Raw genomic sequence first — 13790 nt, 5'->3', positions numbered from 1 at the left:
GTTTGTCAGTAGGCAGGAACCGCCGTATACGGAACCGTACGTACGGTGGTGTGAGAGGACGGCGGGGGCAACCCCGCCTCCTACTCGATCCTGAAGGTTTTGTACCGTCTGGTCGGGCCCCATCGCGAGCAAGCTCGCTCCCACATTAGTTTTGCGTCGTGCATATAACCAATGTGGGAGCGAGCTTGCTCGCGATGGGGCCATCAGCCTCAATACAACTTCCGGCCAGTTGAATTATCGATCATCGACACTTTATCTGTCGGTCTGGTCAATAAATTACTGAGCGACTGGTCAAACTTCTGCAAGGCCCTGACTTGCACATCCTGTTGTTCGTTTATCTCGGCAACTATCTCTTCGCTGCGTTTATAGTCCGCCCATAACGGACTCAGTTCTTTAGCGTCATGCCCTTGTGCAGTGCCGATGTAGTTGAAATTGGTATCGTAGAACGCGGCGCTGACATTCGCGCTGATATCCGAACTGCGCGACGTCATCAGTTGACTGCGCGCGTCGACGGCGGCGACCACGTCCGGTTTAGCGGCCCTGAGACTTTGCATGTCCGGGTACACCGTCACCGAACCGAACTGACGTTGCAAGGACGCTTTATTCGAGCCTGTTTATTTATGGCTGGCGCAACAGCTATCAGTTTTCCAAAGGGATCAGTATTTTTTCTTCTGGCGCTAACACCATTAACACCAACAGCTTGGCAGGCTTGGTCGCGCTGGCATTTTTCGAGACCAGATGCTCCGACCCCGCCGGCTCATACCAATATTCACCGGCCTTGTAAGTGATCACCTTTTCACCTTTGACCTGGGAGATGATTTCTCCCGAAATGACGTAAGCCATGGCCGTGCCCTCGTGCTTGTGGGCGATGGACGATTGGCCGGGCAGATAGTCGACCTCGATCATCAGCGCCTTTTTATTGGGCACGTTTTTCAACATCTGGTCCTGCAACACGGTGACCTTTTCCGAAGGCGCGGCTTCATGAGCGTATGTCGCGGCGGAAAAGGTCAGGGCCAGGGCGGTGAGGGGGGCAGCACAGTAGCGGAAGGCTTTCATGGGTATCACCTGCTGTGGTTAGTCGTCAGGGACCACAGTAAGTCTCGGCCAAGGCCAATCAAACAGCCAATTTTCGTGAAGGCGAGGGGACCAATCATGCGCGTTGAAAAACAAGATCGCCGTCTACAGCCACTTCTGCAGGGGTACCCATTGCCCTGTAGGAGTGGCCGAAGGCGGCGACCTAACTTTCTAAACGATAGGAAAGCTGTTGAAGTCGACGCTGTTGGCCAGGCGGCTGTCGATCAGGCCGATAAAGCCTTGTACTTCAGGGCAGTTGAAATGCATTTGCATGGCCGCTTCCGATTGCCAGCGGGCGCTGACAGTCCAGCGGTTGTCGTCCTCGGGGCAGCGGTCGACCATATAGGAATCACAGCCCGGTAGTTCGCGCAGGGTGTCGACAATCTTTTGCAGTTGCTTGCCCAGTTCGTCCGAGCGGCCGGCGGCGGCCTGCACCTTAACGGTATTGATCACTTCGTTGGACATTGCTCACACTCCTGAATCAGGCCGAACGAATCCTGCTCATTGAGGGATAACACTTTTGCAGGATAGGCCTGCATCCCCGGACCACCAATAGCCAATCGCGGGATAAAAACGCAGACCAATCTGTCAGGCGACCTGCTGCAAAATGTCCCGCAGCCGGTCCAGGGCGATGTCGATGTCCAGGGTTTCAATGGCGCCAAAACCCAGGAAAAGCCCGGCCTGCGGCGCTTGCTGATAGAAAAAGCTGTCGATGGGATACACCCCGACTTCAACCTTTTTTGCAAGTGTGATCACCAATGGAATATCAATAGACACTTTGCACATAACCACCATGTGGAACCCGGCGGTGGTCGGGACAGCCTCGAGCCACGGTGACAGATCGCCGGCCATGCGCTCGAGGATCCGCTCACGACGCCCGGCATAAATCGTATGGCAGCGCCGGATGTGCTTGAGCAGACAGCCTTCGGCGATGAACTTGGCCAGCGCCCATTGGGGCAGGGTGGACGTGTGCAGATCGGTGAGCTGCTTGGCGCGAATGACCGCTTCGAGTATTGCCGGCGGCAGGATCGCATAACCCAGGCGCAGCTCCGGCAGCAGGGTTTTCGAAAAGGTCCCGACGTAGGCGACGATGCCGCGTTCGTCCATGCTTTGGAGCGAGTCGGTAGGCCGGCCTTCATAGCGAAACTCGCTGTCGTAATCGTCCTCGATGATGATCGCGCCCAACTCATGGGCCCGCTCCAGCAGCGCCACCCGGCGCGCCTGGCTCATCGGCATGCCGAGCGGGAACTGGTGCGACGGGGTGACGTAAATCAGGCGGGTGCCAAGGGGGATTTTGTCCACCTGAATGCCTTCCGCATCCACCGGGACGCCGATTACCGTGGCGCCGTGGGTACCGAACAACAGGCGTGCGGGCGGATAGCCGGGGTCTTCCATGGCGACAAGGCTGCCGGGGCGCGTCAGTACCCGGGAGATCAGGTCCAGCGCCTGTTGCGCGCCGTTGCACACCACCACGTCTTCGTCCTGGCAATTGACCCCGCGGGAAAACGCGATGTGCCGGGCGATCGCATTGCGTAGCGCCGGCAAGCCTTCGGGCAGGCTGTAGAAACCCTTGGAAGCGGAGATCTGGCGCAAGGCGTGAGCGGTGCAGCGCCGCCAGTCATCCTGGGGAAACTGGCCCTTGCTGGTGGCGCCGCCGATGAAGTCGTAGCGCAACGAGCCTTCCAGCGTCGGATGGCGCAGGAACACCGGGAGGTTGCGCCAGGATTCGATGACCTCGGCACTGGCCAATTCCGAATGGCTCTGTTTACGGGTGATTTTTGCCGGTCGGGCGTTGACGTAGGTGCCTTTGCCGATGACCCCGGTGAGGAAGTTTTCGTAGGTCAGTTGCGTGTAGGTGTCGGAAATGGTTTTGCGCGAAATGCCCAATTGTTCGGCGAGTAAACGACTGGGCGGTAGCTGCGTCCCGGCTGCCAGACGGCCGGATTCGATGGCGCTGCGCAGTTGGTTATACAACTGGCCTGCCAGGTCCTTGCGGCCGTTGATGACAACGTGAAGTTCCATACCGGCGAGGCTCCTGGGGCGATTGAGGCGCGTGTGCGTCGGGCCAGATTACCCGCATGAACGCCTGCGCAAAAGTTGCGTGGGCGAAAAACCTCCGATTGGTCTGGTGCCTGAGTGGTCCACGGTTATTTCGCAGAATTGGATCTGTAACGCCTGTGTATCAACGCCTACCTTGAGGGGCACGCATTCGATCCACGAGGTCACTCCATGAACGCCCGCCTGGATTACTACAGCGCATCGCCCAAAGCGATGAAAGCGATGATTGCCATGGAGGCCTTGACCAGCAACCTCAGCATCGAGCCGGCCTTGCTGCACTTGATCAAAATCCGTGCCTCGCAACTCAATGGCTGCGCCTTCTGCACCGACATGCACTCGGTGGATGCCCGGCGACTCGGCGAGACTGACCGTCGTTTGTATTCGATCGTGGTCTGGCGCGACAGCGGTTTCTTCAACCCGCGAGAACGCGCGGCGCTGGCCTGGACCGAAGCCGTCACATTGCTCTCTGAAAGCCATGTACCGGACGAGGTCTACGCGCAGGCACGGGAGCAATTCAGCGAAGGCGAGATGGTCGATCTGACCATCGCCGTCACCACGATCAACAGCTGGAATCGCCTGGCGGTGAGTTTTCGGCAGACCCCTGGAGGCTGAATCGATTTTCTGCCCTGAGCGTCACATCAGGTTCATAAACCCTGCGCAGGATGAGGCTATCAAGGACAGATCGACAGGGAGTCAGCGATGCGATTCATGGAAACCACAGAGCGTCAGCGAGTTGCTGAGTACCGCTCGCCCGTAGAAAAAACTTCATCCTGGCGCACCCTGGCGGCAGGGATCGATCCGGTGCTGGCGCAGTCTTTTCGGGTCAGTGCCCGTTGCGGCTGTTTCATGCAGGCGGCCCGCAGTCTCAATATCAAGACAACACTGTTGCGCAAACACTTGGCGCAACTTGAAGCGCAACTGCAGTGTTCGCTGTTCAGCCATTCAGAGCATGGCGTTGCCCTCAGTCGTGACGGATTGCATCTGCAATCGCAGTTGATTGCACTGGCCCACGAGCGCGACTTGCCGGTGATCGAACAGCCGTTGATTCGCCTGGCCGTCGCCGAATCGATCCTGCATGACATTCTCGGTCGCGATCTGGTTGCCTTGTTGCGGCGCAACGCCAGCGTGCGCCTGGACATCATCACCCTGGACAGCGAACTGTCCCTGCAAGCGGTCAGTGCCGATGTGGTGCTGTGGCTGGCCGGCACCGATTCACCGCTGCCCGGTCCGAGTTTTGCTATCAGCGAGCCTCAGCGTCTGGCGCGGCTCGACTACCTGCCCCACATCGCCAAACGGTATTCACGGGTCGCGTCCCGCCCTGACAGCCTCGATGACCTGGCGGATTTCCTGCTGGTGCAATGGCAGCATGACCGTCAGGTCGACAGCTTTCGGCCGTGGAATACCCTCGTGGACCAACGCCTGGCCGGAGTGGTGCAGTTGCATTCCTATGAACTGATGCTGGAGATGATCCGTTGCAGCGCCTGTATTGGCCTGCTGCCCGGATACATCAGCCGCTTCGACCGCGGCCTTATTGAATTGCCGGGGCTGTTCAGTCAACCGATGCAGCGCCAGGTGTGGATGGCGGTCGGTGCCGAGTCCGAGGGTTCAGCGCAGGTGCAGATGATCGTTGAGCTGATCCAGAATACCTTCGAAGAGCGGCGGGAGTGGTTCGAACAACCTACGGCGGTATAGAGTGGGCGGCCATGTCTGTATCAAGGATGAATCACCCATGCCCGCTACTGACGCTGTCATTTCCCTCGAAGGTTTCAACGAATCCCACATTGTCGGCATCACCGCGCTCTACAACGACCCGGCCATTACCCGTCAGGTGCTGCAAATGCCATTTCAGTCCCCCGAAGTCTGGCGCAAACGCCTGGAGTCGGACAACGAGCGTGTGGTGCAGCTGGTGGCGCTGCATCAAGGGACGGTCATAGGCAATATTGGCCTGGAGCAGTTTTCACGGATCCGCCGCAGCCATGCCGGCAATCTCGGCATGGGCGTCGCGGTGGCCTGGCAGGGCAAGGGCGTTGGCTCGAAACTGCTGGTGGCGGCGCTGGACATCGCTGACAACTGGATGAACCTGCAACGGCTCGAGCTTTCGGTTTACGCCGACAACGAAGCTGCCATCGGGCTTTATCGCAAGTTCGGCTTCGAAACCGAAGGGCTGTTTCGCGACTACGCCGTGCGTGACGGCGGATGGGTCGATGCCTTGAGTATGGCGCGGCTGCGTCGCACACCCAAGGCCGGTTGAGTCACTCGCCCAACGCGAACGCCACCGCCGCCTGTGCATGCAGTTCGGTGGTGTCGAGCAAGGGCAGGGCGCTGTGCTCAGGTTTGATCAGCAGGCCGATTTCCGTGCAACCGAGGATGATGGCCTGGGCGCCACGTCGGGTCAGTGATTCGATCACCTGCTGATACACCTTGCGTGACGCCTCGCTGATCACCCCGACGCACAACTCGTCATAGATGATCCGGTGGACGGCCTGACGTTCATCGGCCTCCGGCACCAGTACGGTCAGCCCCATTGAGGTCAGCCGCTCCTTGAGGAAGTCCTGCTCCATGGTGAACGCTGTGCCGAGCAATCCAACCTTCAGCGCGCCAGCCTCGACGGCAGCCTGACCCGCCGGGTCGGCGATGTGCAGAAACGGAATACTGATCGCGGCCTGAATCTGCCCGGCCACTTTGTGCATGGTGTTGGTGCACAGCACCACGCAATCGGCACCGCCGACTTCCAGCCTGCGCGCCGCATCCACTAGAATCGCCGCCGCATCGTCCCAGCGTCCGGCATGCTGGGCCTGTTCGACAGGGCCAAAGTCGACGCTGTACATCAGCAATTTCGCCGAACGCAACGGCCCGAGCCGGTCGCGAACCTGCTGGTTGATGAGACGGTAGTACTCGGCGCTGGACTCCCAGCTCATGCCGCCGATAAGGCCGATGGTGCGCATGTCGTGCTCCTGTTGATGGCAACCCTTTGTTTTTGAGCATGCCTTTATTTGAGAGTACCCGTGGCTCTTCATCGCGATCTATCAGGAAATTTCACATGCCAACGGCGCTGAGCCAGGAGCTGCTGGACGGCAGACTTTTCCTGCAGCTTTTGCCCCGTGCGGCTTACAGCGCGCGTGACCCTGTGCAGTGGCAAACCCTTGGGGTAACACTGGAACTTCAACAAGGTGTGCACGCCATCGATTCGGATCACCGGGTGGATTTCGATACCTTGCCTGGCGTGCTGGCTTACACCCCGGTCGGCGTGGAAGTGTTTTCCGAATCGGCCAGCGGTGGCGAATACCTGCTGATGCGTCTGGACGAGCCGTTGGCCGATCAGCATTTCCCCTCGGTTGACTACCGCGTGCAGTCTTCAGGTAATCGCCGCGCGCTGATGCTGGGCCGGGAACTTCGGCGTCTGTTGCTCGCTCCGCAACCGGACAGGCTGGCGCTTGAGCAAAGGGCGGTGGAATTCGTTGGTTTGATGAACCCGAAGACCAATACCGCGCAACGTGTCACGCCCAGGGTTTTCACCCAAGTGCTGGATCAGATCGCCGAGCAGTTCCACGAACCCCTGACCCTGGAACAATTGGCCGCCACCTACGGACAAAACGAGCTGCGCTTCCTGCGCGACTTTACCCGGGCCATCGGCCTGACACCCCACGCTTACCTCGTTGAAGTGCGGCTTCAGGCGGCACGCCGGATGATCGAACACACCGACCTGTCCCTGGCCGACATCGCCCTGGACGCGGGGTTCGCCCATCAGTCCCACATGGGCAGTGCCTTTCGCAAATACCTGGCCATGACCCCCAGCCAATACCGTTCACGCTTTTAGTCGTACGCCGGCAGCGCGCATCTGCCATGCTCAAAGTCCGCAGCACCGCTTCAACAAAGGAACATCGCAATGGACGACGTACAGCAACTGGGTGAGATGCTTCGCCATTACGCAGAAAGCGAAGCGCACAAGAAGCAACTGTTCGAGTCGCAATCGGCCGTGTGGGCGACGCGCATTGGCGAACTGTTCGATCAGATCCAGCAATGGCTGGAACCGGTCCAGGCCCCTAATCTGCTGGAGGTGAGCCGCGAGGCCTATGTCGCCTCGGGGCCGAGCGTTCCGGTCGAAACGTCGACCTTCAAGACCGAGAAGCTGTCCATTGTGATCGCCGGTAAACCGGTGGAATTTGTGCCGGATGTGATGGGTGCCGGTGGTCAGATTTCACTGGCCGTGATGGGCCTGACAGCGGCGCGGTACGGCAGCATTTCGCTGGTGTGCCTGCCGCCGTCCAGTAGCTGGCAATGGCGCAAGACCAATGGCTTGAAAGACCCGGATACCTTTGCGTTCGATGCGAACTTTTTGGCGCAGCAGTTGCAGAGCCTGATTCCCCGCGAGCGCAGCTGAATTCTTTAAGGCTGGCACAGACCCCTGTGGGAGCGAGCTTGCTCGCGATGAGGCCATAACATCCAACATCCAACATCCATGTTGACTGTTACACCGCCATCGCGAGCAAGCTCGCTCCCACAATGGGCTGCATCAAACCTCCAGATTTCCCCACCCGTGCTTCAATTCCTCCGGCGCCACGGCCTTCACGATCTTGCCCGTCGCCAATTCCACCCGACGCGCCACCTCCGGGTCATCGGCAAACGGAATCAAACTGGCTTCATCCAGACTCTCTGCCGTCTGGTGCTTCAGGCAGTATTCAACCGCCAGCCCAAGCCCCGCCACGCCCAATACATTCAACACGACCTCAATCATCTCAAGCCCCTTACCTCAGGCAATCTGCGCTTCGCGGTGGGCCATTTCGACGTCCGAAACCCGCACCGTGCGCCAGACGTTGTAAGCCATCAGCAACATGCCGCTGAGGAAGAACACACCGCCGGCGAAGCGCACCACGAACCCTGGATGGCTGGCCTGCAAGGCTTCGACGAAGGAGTAGGTCAGCGTGCCGTCATCGTTGATCGCACGCCACATCAGGCCTTGGGTGATGCCGTTGACCCACATCGAGGCGATGTACAGCACCGTGCCGATGGTTGCCAGCCAAAAGTGCAGATTGATCAGTGGTGTGCTGTACATCTGCACGCGACCGAAGACTTTCGGGATCATGTGGTACAGCGAGCCGAAGATAATCATCGCCACCCAACCCAAAGCGCCGGCGTGGACGTGGCCGATGGTCCAGTCGGTGTAGTGGGAGAGGGCGTTGACCGTCTTGATCGCCATCATCGGTCCTTCGAAGGTCGACATCCCGTAGAAGGCCAGGGACAACACCAAAAAACGCAGGATCGGGTCGGTGCGCAATTTATGCCAGGCCCCCGACAGCGTCATCATGCCGTTGATCATCCCGCCCCAACTCGGTGCCAGCAAGATCAGCGACATCGCCATACCGAGCGACTGCGCCCAGTCCGGTAGCGCGGTGTAATGCAAGTGGTGCGGGCCGGCCCAGATGTACAGGGTAATCAGCGCCCAGAAGTGCACGATCGACAGCCGATAGGAATACACCGGCCGCCCGACCTGTTTCGGCACGAAGTAATACATCATCCCCAGGAATCCGGTGGTCAGGAAGAAACCCACCGCGTTGTGCCCGTACCACCACTGCACCATGGCGTCGGTCGCCCCGGAATACACCGGATAGGACTTGAACCAGTCCACCGGAATCGCCAGGTGATTGACCACGTGCAGCATGGCGATCACCACGATAAACGCGCCGAAGAACCAGTTGCCGACATAGATGTGTTTGGTCTTGCGTTGCACCACGGTGGTGAAAAATACGATCGCATAAGCGACCCAGACCACCGTCATCCACACCGCGCCGGAGAATTCGATCTCGGCGTATTCCTTGGTAGTGGTGTAGCCCAGCGGCAGGGTGATCAGCATCACCACGATCACCGACTGCCAGCCCCAAAAAGTGAATGCCGCGAGCTTGTCCGAAAACAGCCGCACCTGGCAGGTACGCTGCACCGCGTAGTAACTGGCAGCGAATTGCGCGCTGCCGGCAAAGCCGAAAATCACCAGGCTGGTGTGCAGCGGGCGCAAGCGGCCGAAGGTGGTCCACGGCAGGTCGAGGTTCATCTGCGGCCACACCAGTTGCGAGGCGATCCACACCCCCATCGCCATCCCCACGACACCCCATACCACGGTTGCCACGACGAATTGGCGGACGACCTTGTAGTTATAGGCCTGTCCGATTGTTGCTGTGCTCATGGTGAATGCTTCCACGTTTGCAAAGTCTTGCCAGGCCACCCGGACTGGCATGTCGTCCACTGTAGAAACCCTGCCGGAAACAAAACAGACTCAGAAAAACCGAGTTTGTGCGGATCAGATAAGGCGAGTGTCTGCGGAGATCAGCCGCAGTCTGATACGGTTTTTCAGCATTCAGGTGAATCTGTAACGCGCTGCGCCGCAGGTCCAGTCGCCTCAAGAAAACGGGCCATAAAGTTTCAAGCTCACTGAAATCCCTGTGGGAGCGAGCCTGCTCGCGAAGGCGTCGGATCAGTCAGCATCAATGTTGAATATGCACGCTGGCGAGCATCGCCCGGGATTACGACCGTGGCTACGGCCACTTCACCACGCGGCAAAACATGCAGTTCAACTGGATCGAACTGGCCCAGGTACTGGACATCCTCGAACGCCTGGCGCACGTGGAAATGCACGCGATCCAGACTTCCGGCAACTGCGTGCGCAACATCACCACCGAAGCCTTTGCCGGGGTGGCAGCGGATGAAATGATCGACCCGCGGCCGCTGGCGGAAATCCTGCGGCAGTGGTCGACCATCAACCCGGAATTCCTGTTCCTGCCGCGCAAGTTCAAGATCGCCATCTGCTCGGCGGAGCAGGACCGGGCGGCGATCATGATGCATGACATCGGCCTCTATCTTTACCCGGGACCCGACGGACAGATGTTGCTGCGGGTCATCGTCTGCGGCGGGTTGGGGCGCACGCCGATCCTCGGTTTGCAGATTCGCGAAGGGTTGCCGTGGCAGCACCTGCTGTCCTACGTCGAGGCGGTGCTGCGGGTCTATAACCGTCACGGTCGGCGCGACAACAAGTACAAAGCGCGGATCAAGATCCTGGTCAAGGCGCTGGGCATCGACGCCTTTGCCCGGGAAGTGGAGGAGGAGTGGCAGTACCTCAAGGACGGTCCGGCGCAGTTGACCGGCGTCGAATATGAGCGCGTGGCCAGTGCCTTTGTGCCACCGGACTACCGCGTTCTGGCGGACACCGACCTCGACTTTGGCACACGCCTTTCCGAAAACCCGGCGTTCGCCCGCTGGGTGTCGCGCAACGTTCAGCCGCACAAAGTGCCGGGCTACGCCAGCGTGGTGCTGTTGACCAAACCGGGCATTGCCTCACCGCCGGGTGATGCAGTGATTCTGCCGTTGGCCCGCTGGCTTGAAGGTCCACCGCAAAAGGGGGTGTGGTTGGGGCCGAACGATGAGGTGGAAAGCCTCAAACCGTGGTTTTCATACCTACCGCTGATTGCCCTGGACTTTGCAAGTTTCCGAGATGGTCGCGGTTACAGTCAGGCGTACTTGCTGCGCACTCGACTGGGCTGGACGGGATGAGTGTGCTGTACGGGCGTTCGGTGATTGAGCCGCGACCGTTGTTTCGACGGCGTCAGTAGAACGCCGGTGAGGATGGCGCATCCTGAAGAGCAGGATGCGCCGAGCGCTGTCAGTTGATGCGGACCAGAGCCGCTCGATCGCTTGGAGAAAGCTGATCAATTTCGAGCAGTGTCAGGCTTTTTGGCGCTTCACCAGGCAGTGGGTTGCCGAGATCGCCCGCAGCGTCGGCGGGCAGTTTGTACATCGCGCCAGTGAGTGGATCGACAACGAGCATGCCAATCAACCCACCGAACACCAGGTTGCCCCAGTACCAGCCACTCATGCTGGTTTCCAGCGTAGCGCTGGTATCGGCATAACCTGCTTTCTTGAAGGTGATGGTGTAGGCCTCACCCTTGAAGTAGCCACGACCCGAAGGCAGGGTAACGGTATTGGGCGTGGAACCGTTATGAACGACGATTCCGGCCTTGTTCTTGATGGTGAAGTCAGCACCACTTGGAGTGCTCGACACGTTCACCGGGTATTTGCTATCGCCAACGATGCTGGCACAGCCCGACGCCAGCAGAGTGGCGGTCAGGGTTGTAACGGTGAACAGCGTGCGGAGAGCTTTCATTGATGAATCCTTGAGACTGGGATTTGCCGTCATTGGCCGAGGCGCGCTCATGTCGTCTCGTAGTGACTATTGAGGGCCGATTGCGCGGCGCGGACTCTAGCACTAATGGCAGTGAGCCACCATCCAGATTCAAGAAAATTTTATGCAGTCGCGCGCCTGGGGAAATGTCGTGTGGGGATGTAAGGCATTTGCACTTGGGTGAGTGATGGCATTTTGGTAGAGTCCGCGCTTCATAAGGGAGTAGTACGCAAAGGAGTCTGCTTTGAGTGTGGGCAAGAAGATTTTAGGGTTAACCGCGTTTCTGCTGATGTTGACCCTGTGGGGCGGGTACTTTTATGTGTTCCAGGAGAACCGTGGCGGTCAGCTGGGAGGTGCGTTCGACGGTTACGCCTGGTGCGGCACGCCACCGGCCGCCGATGCGCTGTCGCTGGGCAAGGATCAGTTGACCCTGCGCATCACCAACAACCTGCGTGGCGAGTTCCTGCTGAGCGGCGCGGTGATTGTTTCCGAACGCACCTTCAATCGCTATGATCTGGGCCGTAACGAGCTGCGCCTGCGCCTGGAACCGCTGCAATGGTCCTACGGCGCCACGCCGATTTTCCTCGAACAGGTCAAAATCAAACCCCTGAGCCGCAACCTCGCCTCAGACAACAAAAGCGCCTACGCGGAGCTCGAGCCGCGACCGATTGGCGTGCAGGGGCGCGCCACCGAGTTTCCCTTCGACACCTACCGATACGGCTACAAACCGGTGCTGTATTACCTCAAGGGCAATGAGCGCGTCGACTTGCGCTTTCGCCACATCACCACGGTGATGGAGATGTCGAACACCTTTATGCCCATTCAGAAGTACAACCGGGTCGAGTACATCAATGAGAAAAACTCGTTGGTGCGCGACGAGGATTACAAGCCTTACGCCGTCAACGAATGTGCGTTCAGCGTCGAGCGTAAGGGCTCGTTCAAGGTGATTGTATTGCTGTTGCTGCTGGTAATTTGCCTGCCGCTGATGCACGTGTTTTATCGCGACGAGCCCGGCATCGATTTTCTCGCCACGCTGGTGAGTATCGGGGCGATCCGGATATTGCTGGTGGGGCCGTTGCAGGACTTTCAGCTGTACAACATTGACTTCCTGTTTGGCGCAGCGATATTGCTGGTGGGCACGGTGTCGTTGATCAAGGCGATGCGAGCGAATAGTCGGCGGGAGTTGGCGCTCAAAAGCGGTTCGTCTTGGTGATTCCACCGTCTATGGTTCTTCGAGGTGATGCCACGTCTATGTAGCAGCTGTCGAGCAGCGCGAGGCTGCGTTCGGCGACGAAGTCGTCGTAAACCCTACAAACGCGGTTTTCCTGTAAACCGTATCGCCTGATTTCACGACGACTTCGTCGCCGAACGCAGCCTCGCGCTGCTCGGCAACTGCTACAGAGCTGGCGCAAGGCTTACTTCAACGCCGGATCCCCCATGTTCATTTTCTTCCAGCCCTGCAACAGCACCTGTGCCTTCGGTTCCTGCCCGTTGTCCAGGTAGTACTGGATTAACGACAACCGCGCATTGCGATTGGCCGGTTGCACTTTCAGCAATCGCTCCAGCTCTTCACAGGCTTCATCGACCTTGCCACTGTCGTGCAACGCCACTGCCAACACGTAACCGTACTGGGCGTTCTGAGGCTCCAGTTGCGCGGCTTTGCGCAGGGCCGGCATGGCCTGGGCGGATTTGCCCGCGCGCACCAGCGACAGGCCTTGAGTGTGTTGCAGCAGGGCGGCATCCGGATGTGCTTTCAGGCTCTGCTCCAGCAGCGTCTGAGCTTCCTGACTGCGTCCGTTCGCCTCCAGCCATTGCACCAGCGTCACCAGCGCCGGGTAGAAATCCGGATCGCGCTTGAGGGCTGTGCGCAGCAGCGCTTCGACTTCGCCGCTACGACCGCCGGCCTGATAGAGCATGGCCAGGTTGAGGTTGGCTTCAGCGCGTTCGGCCAGGCGCTTCTGGACCTCCTCGTATTCGGCGATGGCTGCATTCCAGTTGTCCTGGGTGCTGCCCAAGCCATTACGGGGGACGCTCAGCAGATCCCGGGCCGCGACAATCCGCACAGCCTTCACCGGATCATGCAGCAACGGCGTCAGCAGCGACGCGCGCTCCGGTGGCGGCAAGAACGCGCTGATCGCCCGGACGGCGCTTTCACGCACCTGCGGGGCCGGGTGGTTCAAGTCCTTGGTGGCCAGTTTCAATGCCTGTTCGCTTGGGTACAGCGGCAACTCGGCGAGTAGGGTCGCGCGCTGAATCGCTGGCAAATTGCTGCGTTGAAGCTGCTCGTACAAGGCTTGTGCCGCGCCGGGCTGACCGTTGCGAATCAGCCGCAGGCTTTCGTCGTAACGCGGTGCCTGCGCGGTGGTGGTGTTCCAGAGCTTGAATTGCTCTGTGACTTTGTCGCCAGCCTTGCCCTGGTGACAGGTCAGGCAAGCGTCCGGTGTGCTAAGTTTTTTCACCTGCTCAGGATTGGGGATGCTGAAACTGTGGT

Annotated in this window: 15 protein-coding genes and 2 pseudogenes; 8 read left to right on the top strand and 9 right to left on the bottom strand. The window is 59.3% G+C overall.

Translation table 11 applies throughout. The features are described from left to right. Window positions 1-209: 209 nt before the first annotated feature. The 4 genes and pseudogenes from WLY71_RS25400 to pdxR all read right to left on the bottom strand — a co-directional run. A pseudogene (locus tag WLY71_RS25400) lies at window positions 210-602 on the bottom strand (ATPase); the annotation flags it as partial. Between the two features lie 37 nt (window positions 603-639). Beyond that, window positions 640-1056, bottom strand: a complete 417-nt coding sequence (locus tag WLY71_RS25395; RefSeq protein WP_347805733.1) for a cupin domain-containing protein — start codon at window positions 1054-1056, stop codon at window positions 640-642. A 189-nt stretch (window positions 1057-1245) separates the two neighbouring features. Next, window positions 1246-1539 carry a putative quinol monooxygenase gene (locus tag WLY71_RS25390; RefSeq protein ID WP_008150809.1) on the bottom strand — a complete coding sequence of 98 codons (294 nt, stop codon included), beginning with the start codon at window positions 1537-1539 and terminating at the stop codon, window positions 1246-1248. A gap of 123 nt (window positions 1540-1662) precedes the next feature. Beyond that, on the bottom strand, window positions 1663-3096 hold the full coding sequence (gene pdxR / locus WLY71_RS25385) for a MocR-like pyridoxine biosynthesis transcription factor PdxR (RefSeq protein WP_347805732.1): 1434 nt from the start codon (window positions 3094-3096) through the stop codon (window positions 1663-1665). A gap of 207 nt (window positions 3097-3303) precedes the next feature. Between pdxR and WLY71_RS25380 the strand changes: the two genes are divergently transcribed. The 3 genes from WLY71_RS25380 to WLY71_RS25370 all read left to right on the top strand — a co-directional run bounded on the left by WLY71_RS25380 (window position 3304) and on the right by WLY71_RS25370 (window position 5383). Continuing rightward, window positions 3304-3744: a carboxymuconolactone decarboxylase family protein gene (locus WLY71_RS25380; RefSeq protein WP_347805731.1), complete on the top strand. Its 441-nt coding sequence runs from the start codon at window positions 3304-3306 to the stop codon at window positions 3742-3744. 87 nt (window positions 3745-3831) lie between these two features. Then, complete coding sequence (locus WLY71_RS25375; RefSeq protein WP_347805730.1) at window positions 3832-4824, top strand: LysR substrate-binding domain-containing protein; 993 nt, start codon at window positions 3832-3834, stop codon at window positions 4822-4824. 37 nt (window positions 4825-4861) lie between these two features. Next, a complete protein-coding gene (locus tag WLY71_RS25370; protein WP_347805729.1) occupies window positions 4862-5383 on the top strand; it encodes a GNAT family N-acetyltransferase in 522 nt (173 codons plus the stop codon). 1 nt (window position 5384) lies between these two features. Here WLY71_RS25370 and WLY71_RS25365 read toward each other — a convergent pair whose 3' ends face one another. Next, window positions 5385-6077 (bottom strand): aspartate/glutamate racemase family protein, encoded by a 693-nt coding sequence (locus WLY71_RS25365; protein ID WP_347805728.1) that lies wholly within the window; start codon window positions 6075-6077, stop codon window positions 5385-5387. Window positions 6078-6172: 95 nt separating this feature from the next. Here WLY71_RS25365 and WLY71_RS25360 point away from each other — a divergent pair, with 95 nt between their 5' ends. Both WLY71_RS25360 and WLY71_RS25355 read left to right on the top strand, forming a co-directional pair. Next, window positions 6173-6949, top strand: a complete 777-nt coding sequence (locus tag WLY71_RS25360; protein ID WP_347805727.1) for a helix-turn-helix domain-containing protein — start codon at window positions 6173-6175, stop codon at window positions 6947-6949. Window positions 6950-7018: 69 nt separating this feature from the next. Next, window positions 7019-7513, top strand: coding sequence for a hypothetical protein (locus WLY71_RS25355; protein WP_046046933.1), 495 nt, complete (start codon window positions 7019-7021; stop codon window positions 7511-7513). Between the two features lie 132 nt (window positions 7514-7645). On the opposite strand, the gene WLY71_RS25350 is transcribed toward WLY71_RS25355, so the two are convergent. Next, on the bottom strand, window positions 7646-7867 hold the full coding sequence (locus tag WLY71_RS25350) for a cbb3-type cytochrome c oxidase subunit 3 (protein ID WP_347805726.1): 222 nt from the start codon (window positions 7865-7867) through the stop codon (window positions 7646-7648). A 15-nt stretch (window positions 7868-7882) separates the two neighbouring features. Then, on the bottom strand, window positions 7883-9310 hold the full coding sequence (gene ccoN, locus WLY71_RS25345; protein ID WP_347805725.1) for a cytochrome-c oxidase, cbb3-type subunit I: 1428 nt from the start codon (window positions 9308-9310) through the stop codon (window positions 7883-7885). A gap of 317 nt (window positions 9311-9627) precedes the next feature. On the opposite strand from ccoN, the pseudogene WLY71_RS25340 reads away from it, so the two are divergent. Both WLY71_RS25340 and WLY71_RS25335 read left to right on the top strand, forming a co-directional pair. After that, window positions 9628-10503: pseudogene (locus tag WLY71_RS25340) on the top strand (nitrite/sulfite reductase); the annotation flags it as partial. A gap of 18 nt (window positions 10504-10521) precedes the next feature. Next, the gene (locus WLY71_RS25335; RefSeq protein WP_425589963.1) at window positions 10522-10671 is read left to right on the top strand and encodes a DUF934 domain-containing protein; all 150 of its coding nucleotides are present in this window, start codon (window positions 10522-10524) and stop codon (window positions 10669-10671) included. Window positions 10672-10780: 109 nt separating this feature from the next. Here WLY71_RS25335 and WLY71_RS25330 read toward each other — a convergent pair whose 3' ends face one another. Further along, a complete protein-coding gene (locus WLY71_RS25330; protein ID WP_347805724.1) occupies window positions 10781-11281 on the bottom strand; it encodes a hypothetical protein in 501 nt (166 codons plus the stop codon). A 262-nt stretch (window positions 11282-11543) separates the two neighbouring features. Here WLY71_RS25330 and WLY71_RS25325 point away from each other — a divergent pair, with 262 nt between their 5' ends. Continuing rightward, complete coding sequence (locus WLY71_RS25325) at window positions 11544-12512, top strand: hypothetical protein (RefSeq protein ID WP_347805723.1); 969 nt, start codon at window positions 11544-11546, stop codon at window positions 12510-12512. Between the two features lie 202 nt (window positions 12513-12714). On the opposite strand, the gene WLY71_RS25320 is transcribed toward WLY71_RS25325, so the two are convergent. Then, the coding region (locus WLY71_RS25320) for a tetratricopeptide repeat protein (protein WP_347805722.1) at window positions 12715-13790 on the bottom strand (1076 nt) is incomplete at its 5' end.

The organism is Pseudomonas rossensis (assembly GCF_039888995.1).
GTDB classification, from domain to species: Bacteria; Pseudomonadota; Gammaproteobacteria; order Pseudomonadales; family Pseudomonadaceae; genus Aquipseudomonas; species Aquipseudomonas rossensis.
The sequence above is the reverse complement of the archived record's forward strand: the minus strand, read 5'-3'. Positions and strand labels throughout refer to the sequence as shown.